This window comes from Gordonia aichiensis, assembly GCF_039946255.1.
GTDB lineage: Bacteria > Actinomycetota > Actinomycetes > Mycobacteriales > Mycobacteriaceae > Gordonia > Gordonia aichiensis_A.
This window is the reverse complement of the sequence record NZ_JBCDWL010000006.1, coordinates 50,150-71,059: the sequence shown is the minus strand read 5'-3', so window position 1 is coordinate 71,059 and position 20,910 is coordinate 50,150. Positions and strand designations below refer to the sequence as shown.

Sequence of the window (20,910 nt, the reverse complement as noted above, 5' to 3'; positions counted from 1 at the left end):
AGAATGGTGCTATCCACTCTAGGCAGAATCATGGGATCAGGAGGTGTCGAGTTGTCGTCGTCGACAGATGACAGGCGTTTCGAGATCCTCCGGGCCATCGTCACCGACTACGTCGACACGCAGGAGCCCATCGGCTCGAAGGCACTCGTCGAACGCCACCAGCTGGGCGTTTCCAGTGCGACGGTCCGCAACGACATGGCCGTCCTGGAAGCCGAAGGGTACATCGCGCAGCCGCACACCAGTTCCGGCCGAATCCCGACCGACAAGGGCTACCGCCTGTTCGTCGACCGGATCAGCGAGATCAAGCCGCTCTCGGCCGCCGAACGTCGTGCCATCCTGTCGGTCCTCGACAACGGCGTCGACCTCGACGACGTGCTGCGGCGGTCGGTCAAGCTCCTCGCTCAACTCACCCGGCAGGTCGCCGTCATCCAGTACCCGGTCCTGTCGACGGCCCGCGTGCGGCACCTGGAAGTCGTCGCGCTGACCCCCAGCCGACTGCTGCTGGTGGTCATCACCGACACCGGGCGGGTGGAGCAGCGGATGGTCGCACTCTCCCAGGAGATCGGCGAGCAGGACCTGGCGGCGGTGCGCGACATGTTCTCGATCGCGCTCGACGGGCAGCGGCTCGAGGAGGCGTCGGCGGCGGTCGCGGAGTTGGCGACCGAGGCCCCGGCCGACCTGCGCGACACGGTCGTCACCATCGCCACGGTGCTGGTCGAGACCCTCGTCGAACGCGGCGACGACCGACTCGTACTGGGCGGGACCAGCAACTTGGCGCGGTCGGCCGCCGACTTCTCGCCCAACCTCGGTGGCATGGACATCGTCCTGGACGCGCTCGAGGAGCAGGTCGTCGTCCTCAAGCTGCTGGCACACACCCAGCGCACCGGGACGGTCACGGTGCAGATCGGTGAGGAGACCAACACCGAGAACCTGCGGAGCACCTCCGTGGTCTCGACCGGGTACGGTGCATCGGGCACCGTTTTCGGCAGTGTCGGCGTGGTCGGTCCCACCAGGATGGACTACCCGGGAACAATCGCCTCGGTGGCGGCTGTTGCGAAGTACGTCGGCGAAGTGCTCGCCGACCGTTAGTTGATGTCTTAATCGTGAAGGATCGTTTTCACTGTGGCTCGTGATTATTACGGCATTCTCGGCGTGGCCGCGGGTGCGTCGGACCAGGAGATCAAGCGCGCGTACCGCAAGTTGGCGCGCGAACTGCATCCCGACGTCAACCCGGACGCCGAGGAGCAGTTCAAAGAGGTCACGACCGCTTACGAGGTGCTGTCCGATCCGGAGAAGCGTCGCATCGTCGACGCTGGCGGCGACCCGCTGGCCGGCCCGGGCGGCGGCTTCGGCGGCGACCCGTTCGGAAACGGCGGTCTCGGCGACATCTTCCAGACCTTCTTCGGCGGCGCGGGCGGCGGCTTCGGCGGCGGGCGCGGCCCCCGGGGGCGCGTGCGACCGGGCGAACCCGCGCTGGTCGGCGTCCGGCTGACCCTCGAGGAGATCGCGGCCGGGGCGCGCAAGGAGATCACCGTCGACACCGCGGTCCTGTGCGACACCTGCAAGGGCGGTGGCACGCGCGACAACTCCAAGCCGGTCACCTGCGGCACCTGTAAGGGTGCGGGCGAGATCCAGGCCGTGCAGCGCTCCTTCCTCGGCCAGGTGATGACCGTCCGCGAATGCCCGGAGTGCCGCGGCGTCGGCGAGACCATCCCCGATCCGTGCCTCAAGTGCGGCGGCGACGGCCGTGTCCGCTCGCGCCGCACCATGACCGTCAAGATCCCCGCGGGCGTCCAGAACGGCATGCGGGTGCGGCTGGCCGGTCAGGGCGAGGTCGGCCCCGGCGGCGGCCCGGCCGGCGACCTCTACGTCGAGATCTCCGAAGCCGCCGACGACGTCTTCGTCCGCGACGGCGACGACCTGCACTGCACGGTCCGGGTCCCGATGATCGACGCCGCGCTCGGAACCGAGATCACCGTCGACACCGTGCTCGGCGGCAGCGCCACCGTCACCGTCGAGCCGGGCACGCAGCCCGGCACCGTCGTCCGCGTCCGCGGGCAGGGGCTGCCGCACCTGAACTCCGGGGTGCGCGGCGACCTGCACGCCCACCTGGAAGTGGTGGTGCCGCGCAAGATCGACGGTCGCCAGGCCGATCTGCTCCGCGACCTGCGCGAGGTCTCCGGCGATCAGGTGGAGCTGGTGACCGCGGCCTCCAAGGCTGCCGGTGCCGGCGGACTGTTCTCCAAGCTGCGCAACGCCTTCGCCGGTCGATGACGCCGCCGCTGTTCTGGGTCGACGAGGTGCCGCGAGCCGGTGAGCACGCGGTCGTCTCCGGACCCGAGGGCAGGCATGCGGTCACCGTCACCCGGATCGGCGTCGGCGAGACCGTCTTGCTCGGCGACGGGCGCGGCACCACCGCCGCGTGCGAGGTGACCGACGTCGCGGGCAAGGACCGACTCACCGTCCGGGCCGGGCGCGTCGAGTTCGCCGCGCGCCGGCGGCCGGTCGTGACGATCGTGCAGGCGCTGCCGAAAACCGAGCGCGCCGAACTCGCCGTCGACCTGATGACCGAGGCCGGGGTCGACGTGATCGTGCCGTGGCAGTCGGCCCGCAGCATCGCCCGCTGGAGCGGAGCCAAGGCCGCCAAGGGCGTCGACAAGTGGCGCACCGCCGCGGCGACCGCCGCCAAGCAGGCTCGGCGAGCGTGGATCCCCGAGGTCGCCGACCTGACCGGCACGACGGGGGTGCGCGACCTCGTCGCTCGCGTGCGCGCAGACGGCGGCATCGTCGCACTGCTGCACGAGGACGGCGCGGTGCCCTTCCGCTCGCTCGACTTCTCCGACGCCCCCGAGGTGGTCTTCGTGATCGGACCCGAAGGCGGCCTCGACCCGGCCGAGATCGCCGACCTGACCGCCCTCGGCGGCCGGCCGGTGGTCCTGGGGCCCGAGGTCCTGCGCACCGTCGCCGCCGGTGCGGTGGCGCTCGGCGCGCTCGGCGCCGTCACCGACCGCTGGTCGCGATAGGAAGATCGTTGCGGCGCAAGAAGATCCAATACGGCGATCACCCCAGCAACTACGGCCACCTGTACCTGCCCGACGTGGCGCCGACCGACTGCGTCCCGCTCGTCGTGCTGGTGCACGGCGGGTACTGGTCCACCGAGTACACCCTCGTCGTCTACACCTCCGTCGCTCTCGACCTCGCGCGGCGCGGCGTGGCCGTCTGGAACATCGAGTACCGCCGCGTCGAAGAGGACGGCGGCGGCTGGCCGGGGACCGGCCGCGACGTGGTCGCCGCGATCGGCGCGCTCGACGGTCCCGTCGCCGAGCAACTCGCGATCGCCGGAATCGAGGTCGACCGTCACCATACGGCCGTGGTCGGACATTCGGCGGGCGGCCAACTCGCCGTCTGGGCGACCGCCCGCCTCGGCGCCGCGGCAGGCGGTTTCACCATCGCGACCGTCGTCGCGCAGTCCGCCGTCCTCGACTTCACCGTCGGCGCCGCCGACCGCCCGTCGGTCCGGGCACTCATGGGCGCCGCCTACGACGAGGCGCCCGACCGGTACGCCGCGGCGTCGCCGGCCTGCCAGGAGCCCTTCGACGCACTGGTCGCGGCCGTTCACACCGTCGACGACCAGTCGGTGCCGATCGAGATGAGCCGCCACTACGTCGAGGTCGCCGGCGCCCGCGGCCAGCGCGTGGCCCTCTACGAGGTGCCGACCGGCGGGCACGACGCCTTCGTCGACCCGCGCAGCGCCGCACACCGACAGACCCTTCGTGTCCTCGGGATCTGAGCCGCTCACGCGGGATTACCCGGTCGCACCCCGTCGCGCCCGGCTATAGACTCGAGAGAACTCCGCAAACGACCACCGACCCCGGGAGAACTGCTTAAGTGACTGACGACGACCGCGACGCGACTACAGCCGCCGCGGTGACGAGTTCGACCATCGAGGTGCCGCAAGATCTGGCGGTGGGTCTGCTGGGTGCGGCCGACGTCAATCTCCGCACCCTCGAAACCCAGCTCCCGGCCGACATCCATGTGCGCGGAAACCGGATCACCCTGCGCGGTTCGTCGCCCGATGTGGCGGCCTCCGAGCGGGTGATCGTCGAACTGGTCCGCGTGGTCCGCGGCGGCACCGCCCTGACGCCCGATCTGGTGCGGCAGAGCCTGTCGATCCTGGCCTCGGACAAGTCCGAGACGCCCGCCGACGTGCTCAGCCTCGACATCCTGTCCCGCCGCGGGAAGGTGATCCGGCCCAAGACACTCAACCAGAAGCGCTACGTCGACGCGATCGACGCCAACACCATCGTCTTCGGCCTCGGTCCCGCCGGCACCGGAAAGACCTATCTGGCGATGGCCAAGGCCGTGCAGGCGCTGCAGGCCAAGGAGGTCAGCCGCATCATTCTGACCCGCCCGGCGGTCGAAGCGGGCGAACGGCTCGGCTTCCTGCCCGGCACGCTGCACCAGAAGATCGACCCGTACCTGCGGCCGCTGTACGACGCCCTGCACGACATGATGGACCCGGAGGCGATCCCGAAGCTGATGGAGGCCGGGGTGATCGAGGTGGCTCCGCTGGCCTACATGCGCGGCCGCACGCTGAACGACGCGTTCATCATCCTCGACGAGGCGCAGAACACCACCGGCGAGCAGATGAAGATGTTCCTGACCCGGTTGGGCTTCGGCGCCAAGATCGTCGTCACCGGCGACACCACGCAGGTCGACCTGCCCGGGGGCGCGCAGTCGGGACTGCGGGCGGCGGCCCGCATCCTCGACGGCATCGACGACATCCACTTCGCGCACCTGACCAGCACCGACGTCGTCCGACACCGGCTGGTCGCCGACATCGTCGACGCGTACGGCAAGGCCGAGGAGCAGCGGGTGCGGCGCAGCGACCACGGGCGCAGCGACGATTACGGCGGCAACCGCGCGCAGCGCCGCGAAGGCATGCGCACCTCGGGCGGAGGTCGGGGACGATGAGCATCGAACTGTTCAACGAGTCGGGCGTCGACGTGCCCGAGCAACTGATCATCGAGGCCGCCCGGTTCGCGATGCGGCGCATGGAGGTCCATCCCGGCGCCGAACTGTCGATCCAGCTGATCGACTCGGAGTCGATGGCCGAACTGCACATGCAGTGGATGGATCTGCCAGGCCCGACCGACGTGATGAGCTTCCCCATGGACGAGCTGACCCCCGGCGGTCGGCCCGATGCCGACGATCCGGGTCCGGCGATGCTCGGCGACATCGTGCTGTGCCCCGAGTTCGCCGCCGAGCAGGCCCGCTCGCAGCGGCACAGCTTCGAGCACGAGCTGGCGGTCCTGACCGTGCATGGCGTGCTGCACCTGCTCGGTTTCGATCACGCCGAACCCGAGGAGGAGCGTGAGATGTTCGGGCTGCAGGGCCAGATCATCACCGACTGGTACTCCGCGCGCGACGACCGGACGCGTCTGCTTGCGCAGGCTCAGCGCGACACCCGCCTGCTGAACGACATCGGCTTCTCCGGCCGCGAAGGACACTGACCAGGTGAGCAGCGACATCGTCCTGCTCGCCGTCGCGGTGCTGCTGACCGCCCTCGCCGGTGCCTTCGCCGCCACCGACACCGCATTGGCGACCGTGTCGGTGGCCCGCGTGGAAGACCTCCGCAAGGAGGGGCGCGTCGGGGCTCGACGCCTGCTGGCCGTGCTGGAGCACCGGGCCACCTACGTCGGGCTGGCCGTGCTGCTGCGCGTGCTGTGCGAGATCGCGGCGACCGCGCTGGTGTCGGTGGTAGCGGTCGACGCTCTCGGCTCCGGTTGGGGACTCGCGGTCGCGATCGTCGCGATGACCGTTGTGTCGTACGTCGCGGTCGGCGTCGGCCCCCGCACCCTCGGCAGGCAGAACGCGTACTCGATCTCGCTCGTGGCCGGGCCGCTGCTGTCGGCCGTCGGCGTCCTGCTGCGGCCGGTGACCCGTCTGCTGATCCTCACCGGTAACGCGTTGACTCCCGGCAAGGGCTACCGCAACGGGCCCTTCGCCACCGAGGTCGAGGTGCGCGAGGTGGTCGACATGGCGCAGGAGCGCGGGGTCGTCGATGACGACGAGCGCCGAATGATCCAGTCGGTCTTCGAATTCGGCGACACCGACGCCCGCGCGGTGATGGTCCCGCGCCCGGAGATGGTGTGGATCGAGCACGACAAGTCGGCGGCGCAGGCGATGAGTCTGGCCGTCCGGTCGGGCCATTCGCGGATCCCGGTGATCGGCGAGAACCCCGACGACGTGCTCGGCGTCGTCTATCTCAAAGACGTCGTCGAACGTCTGCTGCCGCAGTTGTCGGGAGCCGCGCGCGGGGTCGGCGTCGACGAGGTGATGCGGGCGCCCGAGTTCGTGCCCGACTCCAAACCGCTCGACGACGTGCTCTCGGACATGCAGGCCAACCGCAATCACATGGCACTGCTGGTAGACGAGTACGGCGGCATCGCCGGACTGGTCACCATCGAGGACGTGCTGGAGGAGATCGTCGGCGAGATCTCCGACGAGTACGACGTCGACGAGGTGGCGCCCATCGAGCAATTGGGCGACGACGTGTACCGGGTCTCGTCGCGGCTGCCGGTGGAGGATCTGGCGGAGCTGTTCGACGTCGAGATCGACCTGGATCTCGACGACGTCGACACCGTCGGCGGACTGTTGGCCCTGCGGCTGGGCCGAGTGCCGCTGCCTGGCGCCAAGGTGAAGGTCGACGGGCTGCGGATGACGGCCGAGGGCGGGCCGAACCGGCTCGGCCGCCAGCGCATCACCTCCGTCGTGGTGCGCCGGTCGAAGAAGGCCGCGGCCGCCGCGGGTGCCGCCGAGGAGTCCGCCGATGAACGGTGACGGGCGACGCGCCCCGCACCATGAAGTTTCCCCGGCTGCCGCGGTGTTCGTCACCGATCTCGCCGGCCCTCTGAAGGAGAATTGATCAGTGTCCGAGTTCCGTTCCGGTTTCGTGTGTTTCGTCGGCCGACCCAACACCGGCAAGTCGACGCTCACCAACGCGCTCGTCGGCGACAAGGTCGCCATCACCTCCAACCGACCGCAGACCACGCGTCACACCATCCGCGGAATCGTCAATCGACCCGACGCCCAGCTGATCCTCGTCGACACCCCCGGTCTGCACCGCCCGCGGACGCTGCTGGGGCAGCGGCTCAACGACCTGGTCCGGGAGACGTACGCCGACGTCGACGTCATCTGCGTCTGCATCCCCGCCGACGAGGCCATCGGCCCCGGCGACCGCCGCATCATCGAGGAGATCAACGCGACCACCCCGCGGACCCGCAAGGTCGGCATCGTCACCAAGATCGACCGCGTCGGTCCGGAGAAGGTCGCGACCCAGCTGCTGGCGTTGTCGAAGTTGATGGGGCCCGACGCCGAAGTGGTGCCCTGCTCGGCGAAGTCGGGCAAGCAGCTCGACGTGCTCGGCGACGTCCTGGTCTCGCTGTGCGAGGAGGGTCCGGCGTTCTATCCGGACGGTGAACTGACCGACGAGCCCGAGCAGGTGCTCATGGCCGAGTTCATCCGGGAGGCCGCCCTCGAAGGCATCCGCGACGAACTCCCGCACTCGCTGGCCGTCGTCATCGAAGAGGTGATCCCGCGCGAGGACTCCGAGATCGTCGACGTCCACGCCATCCTCTACGTGGAGCGTGACTCGCAGAAGGGCATCATCATCGGGCACAAGGGCTCGCGCCTCAAGCACGTCGGCACCGTCGCCCGCGCCCAGATCGAGCGCCTCCTCGGAACCAAGATCTACCTCGACCTGCACGTGAAGGTCGCCAAGGACTGGCAGCGCGACCCGAAGCAGCTCGGCCGCCTGGGCTTCTGAGTTCACCGGGTCCGGGGGTCTCGATACGCCGCCTCGCTGCGCTCGGTGGCTACTCGACCAGCCTGGGGAGGGTGCCGGTTCCCAGGGTTGTCGAGTAAGCGGGGGAGCGGAGCGGAGGAGCGCATCGAGACGATGGTGCGGGGGTCTCGATACGCCGCCTCGCTGCGCTCGGTGGCTACTCGACCAGCCTGAGGAGGTGCCGGTTCCCGGGGTTGTCGAGTAAGCGGGGGAGCGAAGCGGAGGAGCGCATCGAGACGATGGCGAGACCTCCGCTCACCGCACCAGCGCGATCCCCGTCACCATCTGTCCGAGATCGGCGACGACCCGGTCACCGGTGCCGTCCAGGGCCACGGCGACGATCGTCCCGCCCAGGTCGGACACGTAGGTCAGCCCGGTGGACCGGTCGACGGCCAGCCCGATGGCCTCCCGCAGTCCGCGGGCCAGGATCTCCGGCGGACTCCCGCGTTCGCCGCGGGCGGGGATCGGTGCCCGGTTGAGCGTGTTGCCGTCCGGTTCGGCACCGCGGTCGGTCCAGTACAGCATCCCGTCGACCACCTCCAGGTCGATCGGCTCGGGCAGACCGCTCCACAGCTCTTCGACATCGGTACGCGCGTCGGGCGTCTGCCCGGCCGGCATCGTGCGCCGCGCGCGGAAGATCCGGCCCAGCCCGCCTTTCGGCGGCCCCTTCTGCGTCCAGTACACGTGCTCGGCGTCGACGGCGACGCCCACGCATTCGGCTGTGCCGTCGGCGGCCGGCGGATTGACCACGATGTCGGCGTAGCCGGAACCGTCGAGCCGGCACGACGAGACCCGTCGGCCCTCGCGGTCGCCCCAGAACAGACGGCCGCGATGGTCGGTGGCGAGCTGTTTGCCACTGGTGATGGTGCCCGCGGGCAGCAGATCGCGTCGGCCGGTGCCGTCGATGCCGATCGCGTGCAGCCCGCCGGTGGGCGCCGAATAGTCGAAGGCCGCTTCGCCGTCGACTCCGGCGAGGCGTTCGGGCCGACCCATCGTCGTCCAGTAGACGGTGCCGTCGATCAGGACCACGCCGTCGGGGGAGTACGCGGTGTCTTTGACGAGCACCTTGGCGTGGCCGCGGGCGACGTCGACCCGAAAGATCGTGCGCGTCGCGAGCCCGAGAGCGAGCAGTTCGGTCATCGACTTCCTCCTTCACCGCCGGTGACATCGAGCGTAGGCGCGATCACGGCGTCCGCGCCTATCGGCTGGGGTGTGTCGGAGGCGGGTGCGACAATGGGTCGGTGAGGTTCTACCGGGATGAGGCAGTGGTGCTGCGCCAGCACAAGCTGGGCGAGGCCGACCGCATCATCACCTTCCTGACCGCAGAGCACGGGCTCGTGCGCGCGGTGGCCAAGGGCGTGCGGCGCACCAGGTCGAAGTTCGGCGCTCGTCTGGAGCCCTTCGCCCACGTCGACGTGCACTTCTATCCGGGGCGCAACCTCGACGTCATCACGCAGGTCGACAGCCTGCACGCCTTCAGCGACGCCATCGTCGCAGACTACGGTCGGTACACCACCGCGTGCGCGGTTCTCGAGACCGCCGAACGCCTGGCCGGCGAGGAGCGCGCCCCGGCGCCGCACCTGCACCGCCTCACCGTCGGCGCGCTGCAGGCCCTGGCCGACGACGGTCGGGAACGACAGCTGATCCTCGACGCCTTCCTCCTGCGAGCGATGTCGTCGGCCGGCTGGATGCCCGCGTTGTCGGTGTGCGCGCGGTGCGCGCGGCCGGGGCCGCATCGGGCCTTCCACGTGGCGGCCGGCGGCGCGGTGTGCGTCTACTGTCGTCCCGCGGGCGCGGCGACGCCGTCGGTCGGGGTCCTCGACCTGATGGACGCGCTCGCGCGCGGGGAATGGGAGCACGTGGCCCGGGCCTCCGACTCGCAACGACGACAGGCCACCGGCCTCACCGCCGCCCACCTGCAATGGCATCTGGAACGACAGCTGCGGACCTTGCCGCTGATCGAACGACAGACGCCGCATAGGCTGGTCGAGCAACCTGCTGACGACATCGTCGCCGACCCGCGCGGACCTGCCGACGGACCGCACCAGAAGGTCGCTGAAACCGCATGAAAGGCCGGAGCTGATGGCTCGTCTCACCCGCCGCGCGAAGCCGGCACCCGCACCGACGACGGTACGACCGCCGGATCCCCATCCCTCCGGCGCCACCCCGCCGGAGATCCCCGCTGAACTGGTGCCCAAGCACATCGCCCTGGTGATGGACGGCAACGGCCGGTGGGCGCAGGAGCGCGGACTGCCCCGCACCGAGGGGCACAAGCGCGGCGAGGCCGTCCTGATGGACAGTGTCTGCGGCTGCATCGAGATGGGCGTGACGCACCTGTCCGCGTATGCCTTCTCCACCGAGAACTGGTCGCGCAGCCCCGAGGAGGTCAAGTTCCTCATGGGCTTCAACCGCGACGTGATCCGCCGTCGTCGCGATGAGATGAACGAGATGGGGGTCCGGGTCCGCTGGGCCGGGCGCCGACCGAAGCTGTGGCGCAGCGTCATCACTGAACTCGAGACGGCCGAGGAACTCACCAAGAACAACACGGTGATGACGCTGACCATGTGCGTCAACTACGGCGGTCGCGCAGAGATCGCCGACGCCGCACGGGAGATCGCCCGGCGCGCCGCGCGCGGTGAGATCGACCCCGAGCGCATCACCGAGGCGAGCTTCGCCAAGTACCTCGACGAACCCGACATGCCCGACGTCGACCTGTTCCTGCGGCCGTCGGGCGAACAGCGGTTGTCGAACTTCCTGCTCTGGCAGAGCGCCTACGCCGAGATGGTGTACCAGGAGAAGCTGTTCCCCGACTTCGACCGCCGCGACCTCTGGGCAGCCTGCCTCGAGTACGCCAAGCGCGACCGCCGGTTCGGCAGCGCCTGACTCAGTCGCCCGACACCGTCGAGAACTGCGCGAGCGTCGCGGCCAGTGCGGACTCGAAGGCGTCGCTCTCGACGTGCGCGTCGGCGAGCGGGCCGGTGCCGCCCTCGTCCTCGAGGAGGGCGAGCAGGACGTGTTCGGTGCCGATGTAACTGTGGCCGAGGCGCAGCGCCTGTCGGAAGGTCAACTCGAGGACCTTTCGTGCGGCGGCGTCGTAGGGGACGAGGTCGGGAGCCTGGGCCGACGGCGCGGGCAGGGACGCGGTGACGTCTCGGGTCAGCGCGTCGAGGTCGGTCCCCAACTGTGCCAGCAGGGTGATCGCCAGGGACGAGCGGTCCTCCAGCATGCCGAGGATGAGGTGGGCCGGAGTCACTTCGGCGGCGCCGTGTTCGCGAGCGATCGTGTGCGCCGCAGCCGCGACCTTCCGGGCCCGCGGAGTGAACTGGTTGAAGCCCTGGCTCGGGTCCAGGCTGTCGGCCGTTCCGGGGTCCTTCGGCGTGAAGCGCTTCTGTACGGCCTGTTTGCTGACGCCCATGCTGGTGCCGATCTGCGTCCATGACGCACCGGTGCGGCGGGCTTGGTCGACGAAGTGCCCGATCAGATGATCGGCGACGTCGCCGAGGTGGTCGGCGGCGAGCACCGCGTCGGAGAGTTGTTCGAGCGGATCGTCGTGCACCTTCTTGATCGCGTCGATGAGGTCGTCGAGCCGGATGGAGGGGGTGTGATCAGCCATGCGTCAACGATAGGTTGACGCATGGCTGATCGTCAACCCTTGGTTGACGATGGAACCGATAATCGTCGGTGCGCGTCTAAACGGGTATGGGGGAACACGGGGTGCTCACGCGACGGGAACTGATGGCGCTCGGCTACGACGACGCGTCCCTGCGCCGGGCCGTCGCCGCCGGCGACCTGGTCCTGCTGCGTCGGGGGTGGTATGCCCTTCGCATGCACGATCCCGACGTCGCGGCCGCGGTGCGCAGCGGCGGGGTCCTGGGATGCGTGTCGGCGCTCCGGCTGCACGGGCTGTGGATTCCGCCCGGATATCCCGATCTGCACATCAGGCGCAGCAAGACGATGCGGGGACCGGGTCGGCTCGCCGGCTGCACTCCGGTCCGAGGGCGCCCCGGACCGACCTCCAGCGCGGTCGACCCGGTCGTCTTCGCCCTGGCGTGCGCCGCCCGGTGCATGTCGGCCGAGGACTGGGTCGCCGCCGCTGATTCGTACTTGAATCTGAGCGGGGTGGACCGCGAGGAGTTGCGCGCTCTGATCGCGCCGTACGGCGGCGTGACGGTCGACGCGCTGCTCGACAAGACCGACGGCCGCGCGCAGTCGGGAACCGAGAGCATCGTCCGGGTCCGGCTGCGCGCGCTCGGCTTCCACGTCGTGGTCCAACCCGCGGTCGATTATCGGATCTACCGCGGGCACGCCGACCTCCGTATCGGCAAGCTACTGATCGAGTGCGACGGCGCGCGCTTTCATTCCGGCGAGAAGGACCGCAGCAACGACTATGTCCGTGACCGGAAGTCGCTGATCGGTGGCTGGGAGTCCATGCGGTTGGCATACCGCCACGTGATCGGGCCCGAATGGGACGAGGTGGTCCAAGACGTGCGAGCTTTCACCGGCGAAGGCAGGCACCGGATCCGCAGCCGCCGGGCCCGAGCAGCGGTCGGCCGCGAGACTGGTGACTGAAACGTCCCCCTCAAGCCGACTGTCGGACAAATAGTCCGGCAGTCGCCGTCACGGGGACGTTTCAGTTCGCACGGCGCAGTCCGCGCACAAACCGAAGATCTCCACCGTGTGGGAGATGTCGGAGAAGCCGTTCTCAGACGCGACGCTGCTCGCCCAGCGCTCCACCTTGTCGGCGGTGATCTCGACGGTGGTGCCGCATTCGCGGCAGACCAGGTGATGGTGGTGTCCGGTGGAACAGTGCCGATAGCGGGTCTCGCCGGACCCGTCCCAGATGGCGTCGATCTGGTCGGCCTCGGTCAGGGCCTGCAGATTCCGGTAGACGGTGGTCAGACCGATCGACTCGCCGCGTTCGCGCAGCCGGTCGTGCAACTGCTGCGCCGACAGGAAGTCGTCGGTGTCGGCGAGCAGGTCGGCGATCGCGGCGCGCTGCTTCGTCGCGCGCTGGCCGGTGACCGGCTTCTTCAGCGGTCCGGTCATCGGTGATCTCCTCCGTGACGGTCGGGGGCGTGCCGGGCGCCGGACGGTGAGGCCGGGGGAGCAGCGTCCGGCCGATGCTCGGTCGCGTGGATGACCGCGTCCACGACGATGTGCGCCACGTGATCGTCGGCCAGCGAGTACTCCACTTCGCGGCCCCGCCTGCTGCCGATCACCACTCCCGATCGCTTCAGCACGCGCAGGTGCTGGCTCACCTGCGGTTGATGCAGGTCGAGCGCGTCGACCAGCTCGTGGACGCACATGGGACGATCGCGCAGCGCCATCACGATCGACACCCGCGCGGGGGAGGCGAGTGCCCGCAGCAGTTCGCTGGCCGCCTCGTGTGACGGTCGATCGGCGATCAACGACGACGGGGTCACCGACTGGGTCATCACGGCTCCTTCTGCTCGACTGCGACACCCATCCTATGGGAAGTGATTTTCATTTATCTCGGGCCGGTCGTCGGCGGCGCTACTGCGCGTACCGTCGAAGGCATGAGCGGTGTCGGCGCCCGGATTCTGCGGACGCGCTGGTTGGTGCGACTTCCGATTCCGATGATGCGTGCCGGGCTGGGGCCCCTGTTCGGCGGCCGATTGATGCTGCTGCAGCACACCGGACGTAAGTCGGGGCGCCCGCGCTTCGTCGCACTCGAGACCGTCGAGCGCCCGACCGCCGACCGGGTCGTCATCGCGTCGGGATTCGGCGAGAAGGCGCAGTGGTACCGGAATCTGCTGGCCGAGCCGCACTGCCGAGTGTGGATCGGCCGGATCCGGAACCGGCCGGCCGTCGCCCGGGTTCTCGACGCCGCGGAGGCCTCCGAGGTCCTGGAACGCTACCGGCGTGAGCATGCGAAGGCGTACGCGAGTCTCGCGCAGGTGATCGAGGAGGCCACCGGCCGCTCGATCCAGGACATCCCGTATCTGGAGGTGCAGCTCGCGTGAGCGAGGTCCGCGTCGCTGCTGATCCGCGGGCGGCAGGCGCGCCCCGGCGCGCACCGACTACCCTGTACCAAGAGGTGTGCGACGACCGTGGCGCACCTCGACACGCTTGACCCACCTACGCCCGAACCCCCTACGTCGTGGAGATCAGAACACCGTGGCTGTGCAGTCCAAAGTCGATGCCGTCGTCAACCTCGCCAAGCGGCGAGGTCTGGTTTATCCCTGCGGTGAGATCTACGGCGGAACGCGTTCCGCATGGGACTACGGACCGCTCGGCGTCGAGCTGAAGGACAACATCAAGCGTCAGTGGTGGCGCACCATGGTGACCTCGCGCGACGACGTCGTCGGCCTCGACTCGTCGGTGATCCTGCCCCGCCGCGTGTGGGAGGCGTCCGGTCACGTCGACGTCTTCACCGACCCGCTGATCGAGTGCACCAACTGCCACAAGCGTCAGCGGCAGGATCACCTGCAGGAGGCGTACGCGCTGAAGAAGGGGATCGACGACCCGGACTCGGTGCCGATGTCGGAGATCGCCTGCCCCGAGTGCGGCGTCAAGGGCCAGTGGACCGAGCCCAAGGCCTTCTCCGGGCTGCTCAAGACCTTCCTCGGCCCGGTCGACGACCAGGAGGGCCTGCACTACCTCCGTCCGGAGACCGCGCAGGGCATCTTCATCAACTTCAAGAACGTGATGACCACCGCGCGGCGCAAGCCGCCCTTCGGCATCGCGCAGATCGGCAAGAGCTTCCGCAACGAGATCACGCCGGGCAACTTCATCTTCCGCACCCGCGAGTTCGAGCAGATGGAGATGGAGTTCTTCGTCAAGCCCGGTGAGGACGAGGAATGGCACAAGTACTGGTTGGACGCCCGGTTCAACTGGTACGTCGACCTCGGCATCGACCCGGAGAACCTGCGCCTGTACGAGCACCCGCAGGAGAAGCTCTCGCACTACTCGAAGAGCACCGTCGACGTGGAGTACAAGTTCGGCTTCAGCGGCAGCCCGTGGGGTGAGCTGGAGGGTGTCGCCAACCGCACCGACTACGACCTGTCGACCCACAGCAAGGCCTCCGGCGAGGACCTGTCGTACTTCGATCAGGCCTCCGGTGAGCGTTACACGCCGTACGTGATCGAGCCGGCCGCCGGTCTGGGCCGCTCGATGATGGCCTTCCTGTGCGACGCATACACCGAGGAGGAGGTGCCGAACGCCAAGGGCGGCACCGACACCCGCACCATGCTCAAGCTCGATCGCCGCCTCGCGCCGGTCAAGGCCGCCGTGCTGCCGCTCTCACGCAACGAGAAGCTCTCGCCCAAGGCCAAGGATCTCGCGGACGAGCTCCGCAAGCACTGGAACGTCGAGTTCGACGACGCGCAGGGCATCGGCAAGCGCTACCGCCGTCAGGACGAGATCGGCACCCCGTTCTGCGTGACCGTCGACTTCGACACCCTCGATGACCAGGCGGTCACCATTCGCGAGCGCGACACGATGAGCCAGGAGCGAGTGGCGCTGGACAAGGTCGTCGAGTACCTCGGCGGCAAGCTGATCGGCGTCTGACCCGACTGCGTAGAGATCTCGGTGCCTTCACGGTTCATTGCGAACCGCGAAGGCACCGAGATCTCTGTCTGCGCTACCGGAGTGCGGCGACGACGCCGCTTCCGCCCTCCCACACCGCGATCAAGCGTGCGTTGCCGGAGGCCGGCGCGGCGAGGTCGTCGCTGAAGGTCAGCGCGCTCGCGTCACCGGCTTCGCCCTCCAACTGCAGGCGCACGGGCGAGTCGACCGGCGCCACGGTGCCGTCGGCGTTGCGCACCTCGAGCGCGGCCTGGGCGACCTGCCCGCGCAGGGCGCGGACGAAGCAGTCGACGGCGACCGGGTCGGCGGCTGCCTCGTACACCCAGCGGTCGCCGAGCGCCGAATGAGACATCGTGGTGATCAGGTATTCGTCGGCGCCGGGCAGCGGTGCGCCGCGGTAGGTGACCGGGACCTGCAGGACGCGGTCGTCGCGGGAGACCAGCAGCGATTCGACGCCGACCTCGCCCGCGGGGTCGTCGAAGCGGTAGCCGCCGATCATCTCCACGTCGCCGGTCCCGCCCCACGGCTGCCCGTCGAGGTAGGCGGTCACGAGTTCGAGTTTGGTCGGCGACAGCGTCGCCTGATGCAGAAGTGCCATGCGATGACCATAGTGTCCCGCACCGCGGACTCGCTCGCGGTTGCGGCGGCCCGGAGGCGCGGCCGCTACCGGTTCAGCTCTCGTTTCAGTGCGGCGACCTCGTCCTGCAGGCGGTGGATCTGTTCCACGTACGGCGCGACGCGCTCGCGCACCTGATCCTCGGTGTACTGGGGGACGATGCTGCGGGAGCAGTTCCAGTCGAAGGCCTCGACGTCGATGACGATGCTGCGCTCGCAACGAGCCGCGATCCTGCCCGTGTCCACCGTCGTCAACTGCGCCAGCAGAGCGGGGTCGTCGTCGGCGTCGACGACGGTCGCGCGGCCGAACACCTTGAGCCGGAGCTTGCGCGGATAGTCGGCGACGAACAGCGCGACGCGGTCGTCGGCCTCGAGATTGCCGACCGAGACGAACTGCTGGTTGCCCCGGAAGTCGGCGAACCCGAACCGGCTGCCGCCGAGGTGGTGCACGAATCCGCGGGGACCGCTGCGGTACTGCACGTACGGCCAGCCGCTCGGGGTGACGGTCGCCAGATGGAAGGCGAAGGCGTCGGTGAGCATCCGCCGCTCGCGCGAGGTGATCTCCTGGGGTCCCTCGTCCGGGGTCTCGAGTCCGGCGCCGTAGGCGACGATGCTGCCCGCGGTCCGCTGCCGTGCCAGGGCGGCCTCTCCGAATGCGATGTGCTGATAGCGATGTCCCACAGATCCAGGGTAACGATGAGACGACCCTGTCTCGAACGTCTCGAATTGCGCGAAATCCCATGCCGTATCGAGGCTTTCATGGACGGTCGACAACGGCCGCCACAGCGTGATTCACGTCGCTTCGCAAAAGTAGAACAAGTTCTAATTCCTCCGCTATCCTTGGTGCTCATGGAGCGATTGAGCGGCCTGGATGCCAGCTTTCTGTATTTGGAGACACCCGCGCAGCTGATGCACGTGTGTTCGGTGATGGTCCTCGATCAGTCGACGATGCCGGGGGGATACTCGTTTGCGGAGTTTCGTGCCACGCTCGACGCGCGGGTGCGGAAGGTGCCGCAGTTCACGCGTAAGATCCGGCGGGTTCCGCTCGATCTCGGACACCCGGTGTGGGTCTCCGACGACCACTTCGCAGTCGATCACCACCTCCACCGGATGGCGCTTCCGCAGCCGGCGGGCTACGCGGAGCTGATGGAGATCTGCGGGCATCTCGCCGGTCAGCCGATGAACCGCGCGCGGCCGCTGTGGGAGATGTACGTCATCGAGGGATACAAGGATGCGGCCGGCGTCGAGAAGCTCGTCGTGTTCACCAAGATGCACCACGCCACCGTCGACGGCGCGTCGGGCGCCAACCTCATCTCCTACCTGTGCAGTCTGGAGCCGGATGCGCCGCCGCTGGCGACCGACGAGATCCCGATGGACGGCAGCTCGCCGAGTTCGCTCGAGCTGTTCGGGCGCGGGGTGTTCAGCACGCTGACCCGCCCGTTGTCGATCCCGCGCATGCTCGGTCCGTCGGTCGGACTCATCACCGAGACGATCAGCCGCGCACGCAAGGGCATCGCGATGGCGCCGCCGCTGACCGCGCCGCGCACGTCGTTCAACGGCACCATCACCGGCGATCGCACGATCGCGGTGGCCGACATGGATCTGGAGGACATCAAGGCGGTGCGTCGAGCGACCGGCGCGACCGTCAACGACATCGTCCTGAGCATCGCGGGCGGCGCGCTGCGCGACTACCTCATCGACCGCGACGAGCTGCCCGAGGGCTCTCTGCTCGCGAGCGTGCCGGTCTCGGTGCGCGGCGAGTCGAAGCGCGACGGCGGGGCCAACAAGGTCTCGGCGCTGTTCGCCTACCTGGGCACCGACGTCGAGGATCCGCTCGAACGCCTGCGGCAGATCACCGAGGCCAACGCGAAGGCCAAGGAGCATCACAAGGCGATCCCGGCCGACACGTTGCAGGACTGGGCCGAATTCGCCGCACCGCGGACCTTCGGGCTGGCGGTGCGCGCCTACGCCGACCTGCGGCTGGCCGAGAAGCATCCGGTGGTTCACAACCTGGTGATCTCGAACGTTCCCGGCCCGCCCATCCCGCTGTACTTCATGGGTGCCCGCATCGACGGCATGTACCCGCTGGGGCCGGTCTTCCACGGCGCCGGCGTCAACATCACGGTGCTGTCGAACAACGGCGTCGTGCACGTGGGCATCATCGCCAGCGAGGCCAGCGTGCGGAACCCCGAGACGATGGTCGGGCACTTCCCGGCCGAGCTCGCCAGGCTCAAGGCCGAGGTCGAGGTGTTGAACGCGGAGGCGTCCGCGGCCGACGAATCTGCGGCCGACGAATCTGCGGCCGACGATGCCAGGACCGAGGACTCGTCCTCAGAGGTGCCGTAATGCCCGGGTGAGTACGACAAGACGAGGGCCGACCGCGGAGCAGCGGTCGGCCCTCGTCTGGCTGTTGAGTTCGGCAGTCTGTTGAGCGCGGCAGTCTGTTGAGTTCGGCAGTCGCGTCCTACTCGGTGACCGTGCGTTCCTTCCACCGCGCCAGGACGACGTTGCTCGCCTGCATGAGGACCGGGACGAACTTGTCGGCGTCCATCACGCAGCACGAGTGGCCGGCGTTGACCTCGTGCAGGGTGGCGCCGGGGATGCGGCGGGCCATCGCGATCTGACGGGCCGGCGGGATCGCCTTGTCCTTGAGCGGGACGACGACGGCCGTAGGGACGTCGATCTCGCGGATCCACGGCCTGCTGTGATGCTTTCCGATCTCGCCGATCACCTTGCTGACGGCGAGCGGGGAAGTGGACCGGAACTCGTTGATCGCCCAGCGGTTGATGTCGACGGCGGGATCGACGCGGGCGTGGAGCCTCCCGGCGCGCTGGGCCGAGCCCTGTCCGGGCAGACGCGACATCATCGTGTCCATGCTGTTGTGGAAGACGCGCTCGGTCGGCGTCATCTGGAATCGGTCGGTGGTCGCGCACAGCAGGAGGCCGCCGGTCCGGTCGGCGTGCTGGCGCCACACCCGCTGGGCCACCAGCGAACCCATCGAGAAGCCGGCGAACATGGCCTTGTCGATGTTCAGGACGTCGAGCAGGGCCACGGCGTCGTCGGCGCAGTCGCGGAGGCTGAACTCCTCGGAGCGGATGCCCTGCCCGTGCCACCGCTGGTCCAGGGTGATGACCCGGTACTTCTTCGACAGCGCCGGAATGCTCGGGAACCAGGTGAGCAGTCCGGTGGTCGTGAGTGCGTGCAGCAGGATGATCGCGGGCGCGTCGTCGGTCGGGCCCGGGGTGTCGGTGACATAGGTGGTGCCGCGGCCGGGGAGCGTGACGAGGCGACCTTCGGGGACCTCGACCTCGGGAAGGCGGACGCGTGACGGCAGCCGGGTGCCGAGTCCGCGTTGGACAGCATTCATCGGTGATCCCTTCGCTCCCGCCGGGCGGGAACTAGAACATGTTTCATTCACCGGTCACTATGCCACGTCGGCCGTGCGGAGCCGAGCGTAAGTCGACATTTTGCGACATGTGGAATTGTCCGATCGCCGCGGAGGGATGTTCGGTGACGACTCGATAACGGTTCACGTCGGCTGTTCAGTCGATTCCGGTCGGCTCGTAGTCTGAAAATCACCAGCACACGAGAAGGGGAGTTGAGTCAATGGATCTGGTTGTTGCAAGCGAAGTCCTGGCCCGTTCGACGACCACGACGAACGTCGGCTGGATCGGTTATCTGGTCATCGGGGCGATCGCGGGTTGGATCGCCGGAAAGATCGTCAAGGGCGGCGGCTCGGGGCTGCTGATGAACATCGTCGTCGGCGTCGTCGGCGCGCTGATCGGCGGTTTTCTCCTCAGCTTCTTCCTCGACACCGCCTCCGGCGGCTGGTGGTTCACCCTGCTGACCGCAGTGCTCGGGTCGGTGATCCTCCTGTGGATCCTCGGAAAGGTGCAAGGCGGCTCGGCGGGCGCCTGACAGCCCGAATCGGGCGGCGTACCAGAGCGGCGGATTCCGGACATCGGTCCGGAATCCGCCGCTCTTCCCTTGTCGGTCTCAACTAGGCCTCAGGAAGGTCTCAGCATTCGCTTCCGGTGATGGGGTGGCCGATACTCGGACCGAACACATCCGTCACTTCAGTCCCGGAGGTCACACATGACCAGCAAACTTCGTCTGACTCTCGCCGCCGTCGTCGCGTCGGCGGCACTCCTCGGCGGGGCGGCGACGGCGCCGGTCGCACACGCCGCGCCCACCACCGAAGCGCTCGCCGCCAAGCAGGCGCTCGACGGTCTCGCCCCGCAGCCGACCCAGGCGGCGTCGGTGATCGACGGCATCGAATCGGCGAATGCGCTCATGAAGAAGCTCGGGATCACCCCGTTCACGCCGACCCTGGGCGCCTGCACCGACTTCACCTTCCCGTCGGCGCTGGGTGGAGCCATTCCGGGGCCGATGACTCCGGGCGTCGGCGACCTGACGTTCAAGGCGTTCGGTAAGGCCTACGATCTGAACGCGGTCCGCAAGGGCGAGGTCCTGTACGGCTTCGTCCCGGTGGGGACCTTCGACGACGCCGGCACCAAGGACAAGTCGGGGATGCGCGTGGCGTGGTTCAACGTCAACACCTTCGACGGCGGCTTCGGCGAACCGATGGGCGGAATCACCGACATCATCCTGGACGCGGTCGCCAAGCGTCTGACGGCGTCGGGGGTGCCCAGCATCGTCGCCGGGGCGGCGGTGGCCCCGCTGAAGAAGTCGCTCGCCGCGCTGCCCACCAACGGTGCCCGCGGCGGCATCGTCGAGACCGGCTCCGGCACCGTCCTGTCGGCCATCTACGGCACCATCAAGAAGGGTGACGCCACCTGCTACTTCTTCCCGTCGCTCGGGATCGCCACCGCGAAGTAGCGGATCCGCCCGCGCCCGAGCCGCCGCATTTGCGCGATTGCCGCTACTCGCGAGTACAGTGA

General features: G+C 68.8%; 23 protein-coding genes. 16 read left to right on the top strand and 7 right to left on the bottom strand.

The genetic code is table 11. The features are described from left to right. The first annotated feature begins 30 nt into the window (after positions 1-30). The 8 genes from hrcA (at position 31) to era (ending at position 7,828) form a co-directional block, all read left to right on the top strand. Complete coding sequence (gene hrcA / locus AAFO60_RS09025) at positions 31-1,089, top strand: heat-inducible transcriptional repressor HrcA (RefSeq protein WP_347955856.1); 1,059 nt, start codon at positions 31-33, stop codon at positions 1,087-1,089. 33 nt (positions 1,090-1,122) lie between these two features. Further along, positions 1,123-2,274, top strand: a complete 1,152-nt coding sequence (dnaJ, locus tag AAFO60_RS09020) for a molecular chaperone DnaJ (RefSeq protein ID WP_347955855.1) — start codon at positions 1,123-1,125, stop codon at positions 2,272-2,274. Beyond that, on the top strand, positions 2,271-3,023 hold the full coding sequence (locus tag AAFO60_RS09015; RefSeq protein WP_347955854.1) for a 16S rRNA (uracil(1498)-N(3))-methyltransferase: 753 nt from the start codon (positions 2,271-2,273) through the stop codon (positions 3,021-3,023). The genes dnaJ and AAFO60_RS09015 overlap by 4 nt, the downstream gene beginning before the upstream one ends. Positions 3,024-3,031: 8 nt before the next feature. Further along, complete coding sequence (locus AAFO60_RS09010; protein WP_347955853.1) at positions 3,032-3,790, top strand: alpha/beta hydrolase family protein; 759 nt, start codon at positions 3,032-3,034, stop codon at positions 3,788-3,790. A 98-nt stretch (positions 3,791-3,888) separates the two neighbouring features. Beyond that, positions 3,889-4,974, top strand: coding sequence for a PhoH family protein (locus AAFO60_RS09005; protein ID WP_347955852.1), 1,086 nt, complete (start codon positions 3,889-3,891; stop codon positions 4,972-4,974). Further along, positions 4,971-5,513 carry an rRNA maturation RNase YbeY gene (gene ybeY / locus AAFO60_RS09000; protein ID WP_347955851.1) on the top strand — a complete coding sequence of 181 codons (543 nt, stop codon included), beginning with the start codon at positions 4,971-4,973 and terminating at the stop codon, positions 5,511-5,513. Before AAFO60_RS09005 ends, ybeY begins: the two co-directional genes overlap by 4 nt. 4 nt (positions 5,514-5,517) lie before the next feature. After that, on the top strand, positions 5,518-6,843 hold the full coding sequence (locus AAFO60_RS08995; RefSeq protein WP_347955850.1) for a hemolysin family protein: 1,326 nt from the start codon (positions 5,518-5,520) through the stop codon (positions 6,841-6,843). A gap of 88 nt (positions 6,844-6,931) precedes the next feature. Further along, positions 6,932-7,828 (top strand): GTPase Era, encoded by an 897-nt coding sequence (gene era / locus AAFO60_RS08990; protein WP_347955849.1) that lies wholly within the window; start codon positions 6,932-6,934, stop codon positions 7,826-7,828. Between the two features lie 273 nt (positions 7,829-8,101). Here the strand turns inward: era and AAFO60_RS08985 are convergent, their stop codons facing one another. After that, a complete protein-coding gene (locus AAFO60_RS08985) occupies positions 8,102-8,986 on the bottom strand; it encodes a hypothetical protein (protein ID WP_347955848.1) in 885 nt (294 codons plus the stop codon). A gap of 101 nt (positions 8,987-9,087) precedes the next feature. Between AAFO60_RS08985 and recO the strand changes: the two genes are divergently transcribed. Next, complete coding sequence (gene recO, locus AAFO60_RS08980) at positions 9,088-9,915, top strand: DNA repair protein RecO (RefSeq protein WP_347955847.1); 828 nt, start codon at positions 9,088-9,090, stop codon at positions 9,913-9,915. Between the two features lie 13 nt (positions 9,916-9,928). Further along, positions 9,929-10,729, top strand: coding sequence for an isoprenyl transferase (locus AAFO60_RS08975; RefSeq protein WP_347955846.1), 801 nt, complete (start codon positions 9,929-9,931; stop codon positions 10,727-10,729). 1 nt (position 10,730) lies between these two features. Here the strand turns inward: AAFO60_RS08975 and AAFO60_RS08970 are convergent, their stop codons facing one another. Continuing rightward, positions 10,731-11,459 (bottom strand): Clp protease N-terminal domain-containing protein, encoded by a 729-nt coding sequence (locus tag AAFO60_RS08970; protein WP_347955845.1) that lies wholly within the window; start codon positions 11,457-11,459, stop codon positions 10,731-10,733. A gap of 101 nt (positions 11,460-11,560) precedes the next feature. On the opposite strand from AAFO60_RS08970, the gene AAFO60_RS08965 reads away from it, so the two are divergent. Next, positions 11,561-12,415, top strand: coding sequence for a type IV toxin-antitoxin system AbiEi family antitoxin domain-containing protein (locus AAFO60_RS08965; RefSeq protein WP_347955844.1), 855 nt, complete (start codon positions 11,561-11,563; stop codon positions 12,413-12,415). A 48-nt stretch (positions 12,416-12,463) separates the two neighbouring features. Here the strand turns inward: AAFO60_RS08965 and AAFO60_RS08960 are convergent, their stop codons facing one another. Together AAFO60_RS08960 and AAFO60_RS08955 are read right to left on the bottom strand one after the other, a co-directional pair. Continuing rightward, a complete protein-coding gene (locus AAFO60_RS08960) occupies positions 12,464-12,892 on the bottom strand; it encodes a Fur family transcriptional regulator (protein WP_347955843.1) in 429 nt (142 codons plus the stop codon). Beyond that, positions 12,889-13,281 carry an ArsR/SmtB family transcription factor gene (locus tag AAFO60_RS08955; RefSeq protein WP_347955842.1) on the bottom strand — a complete coding sequence of 131 codons (393 nt, stop codon included), beginning with the start codon at positions 13,279-13,281 and terminating at the stop codon, positions 12,889-12,891. Before AAFO60_RS08955 ends, AAFO60_RS08960 begins: the two co-directional genes overlap by 4 nt. Positions 13,282-13,323: 42 nt before the next feature. Here AAFO60_RS08955 and AAFO60_RS08950 point away from each other — a divergent pair, with 42 nt between their 5' ends. Both AAFO60_RS08950 and AAFO60_RS08945 read left to right on the top strand, forming a co-directional pair. Next, positions 13,324-13,830, top strand: coding sequence for a nitroreductase family deazaflavin-dependent oxidoreductase (locus AAFO60_RS08950; RefSeq protein ID WP_347955841.1), 507 nt, complete (start codon positions 13,324-13,326; stop codon positions 13,828-13,830). Positions 13,831-13,984: 154 nt separating this feature from the next. Beyond that, the gene (locus AAFO60_RS08945) at positions 13,985-15,376 is read left to right on the top strand and encodes a glycine--tRNA ligase (protein ID WP_347955840.1); all 1,392 of its coding nucleotides are present in this window, start codon (positions 13,985-13,987) and stop codon (positions 15,374-15,376) included. Positions 15,377-15,449: 73 nt separating this feature from the next. On the opposite strand, the gene AAFO60_RS08940 is transcribed toward AAFO60_RS08945, so the two are convergent. Beyond that, positions 15,450-15,992, bottom strand: coding sequence for a CG0192-related protein (locus AAFO60_RS08940; protein WP_347955839.1), 543 nt, complete (start codon positions 15,990-15,992; stop codon positions 15,450-15,452). A 65-nt stretch (positions 15,993-16,057) separates the two neighbouring features. Next, positions 16,058-16,690 (bottom strand): pyridoxamine 5'-phosphate oxidase family protein, encoded by a 633-nt coding sequence (locus AAFO60_RS08935; RefSeq protein WP_347955838.1) that lies wholly within the window; start codon positions 16,688-16,690, stop codon positions 16,058-16,060. A gap of 168 nt (positions 16,691-16,858) precedes the next feature. On the opposite strand from AAFO60_RS08935, the gene AAFO60_RS08930 reads away from it, so the two are divergent. Continuing rightward, positions 16,859-18,355, top strand: coding sequence for a WS/DGAT/MGAT family O-acyltransferase (locus tag AAFO60_RS08930; RefSeq protein WP_347955837.1), 1,497 nt, complete (start codon positions 16,859-16,861; stop codon positions 18,353-18,355). Between the two features lie 118 nt (positions 18,356-18,473). On the opposite strand, the gene AAFO60_RS08925 is transcribed toward AAFO60_RS08930, so the two are convergent. Beyond that, positions 18,474-19,376, bottom strand: coding sequence for an alpha/beta fold hydrolase (locus tag AAFO60_RS08925; protein WP_347955836.1), 903 nt, complete (start codon positions 19,374-19,376; stop codon positions 18,474-18,476). 239 nt (positions 19,377-19,615) lie between these two features. On the opposite strand from AAFO60_RS08925, the gene AAFO60_RS08920 reads away from it, so the two are divergent. Beyond that, complete coding sequence (locus AAFO60_RS08920) at positions 19,616-19,927, top strand: GlsB/YeaQ/YmgE family stress response membrane protein (protein WP_347955835.1); 312 nt, start codon at positions 19,616-19,618, stop codon at positions 19,925-19,927. Between the two features lie 177 nt (positions 19,928-20,104). Next, on the top strand, positions 20,105-20,848 hold the full coding sequence (locus AAFO60_RS08915) for a hypothetical protein (protein WP_347955834.1): 744 nt from the start codon (positions 20,105-20,107) through the stop codon (positions 20,846-20,848). Positions 20,849-20,910: the final 62 nt, after the last annotated feature.

Coding starts and splice junctions, on each gene's coding strand:
- AAFO60_RS08920 (WP_347955835.1), top strand. CDS start 19,616: ATGGATCTGGTTGTTGCAAGCGAAGTCCTGGCCCGTTCGACGACCACG.
- ybeY (WP_347955851.1), top strand. CDS start 4,971: ATGAGCATCGAACTGTTCAACGAGTCGGGCGTCGACGTGCCCGAGCAA.
- AAFO60_RS08940 (WP_347955839.1), bottom strand. CDS start 15,992: ATGGCACTTCTGCATCAGGCGACGCTGTCGCCGACCAAACTCGAACTC.
- hrcA (WP_347955856.1), top strand. CDS start 31: ATGGGATCAGGAGGTGTCGAGTTGTCGTCGTCGACAGATGACAGGCGT.
- AAFO60_RS08955 (WP_347955842.1), bottom strand. CDS start 13,281: ATGACCCAGTCGGTGACCCCGTCGTCGTTGATCGCCGATCGACCGTCA.
- AAFO60_RS08975 (WP_347955846.1), top strand. CDS start 9,929: ATGGCTCGTCTCACCCGCCGCGCGAAGCCGGCACCCGCACCGACGACG.
- AAFO60_RS08985 (WP_347955848.1), bottom strand. CDS start 8,986: ATGACCGAACTGCTCGCTCTCGGGCTCGCGACGCGCACGATCTTTCGG.
- AAFO60_RS09015 (WP_347955854.1), top strand. CDS start 2,271: ATGACGCCGCCGCTGTTCTGGGTCGACGAGGTGCCGCGAGCCGGTGAG.
- AAFO60_RS08970 (WP_347955845.1), bottom strand. CDS start 11,459: ATGGCTGATCACACCCCCTCCATCCGGCTCGACGACCTCATCGACGCG.
- AAFO60_RS08915 (WP_347955834.1), top strand. CDS start 20,105: ATGACCAGCAAACTTCGTCTGACTCTCGCCGCCGTCGTCGCGTCGGCG.
- AAFO60_RS08925 (WP_347955836.1), bottom strand. CDS start 19,376: ATGAATGCTGTCCAACGCGGACTCGGCACCCGGCTGCCGTCACGCGTC.
- AAFO60_RS08960 (WP_347955843.1), bottom strand. CDS start 12,892: ATGACCGGACCGCTGAAGAAGCCGGTCACCGGCCAGCGCGCGACGAAG.
- AAFO60_RS08930 (WP_347955837.1), top strand. CDS start 16,859: ATGGAGCGATTGAGCGGCCTGGATGCCAGCTTTCTGTATTTGGAGACA.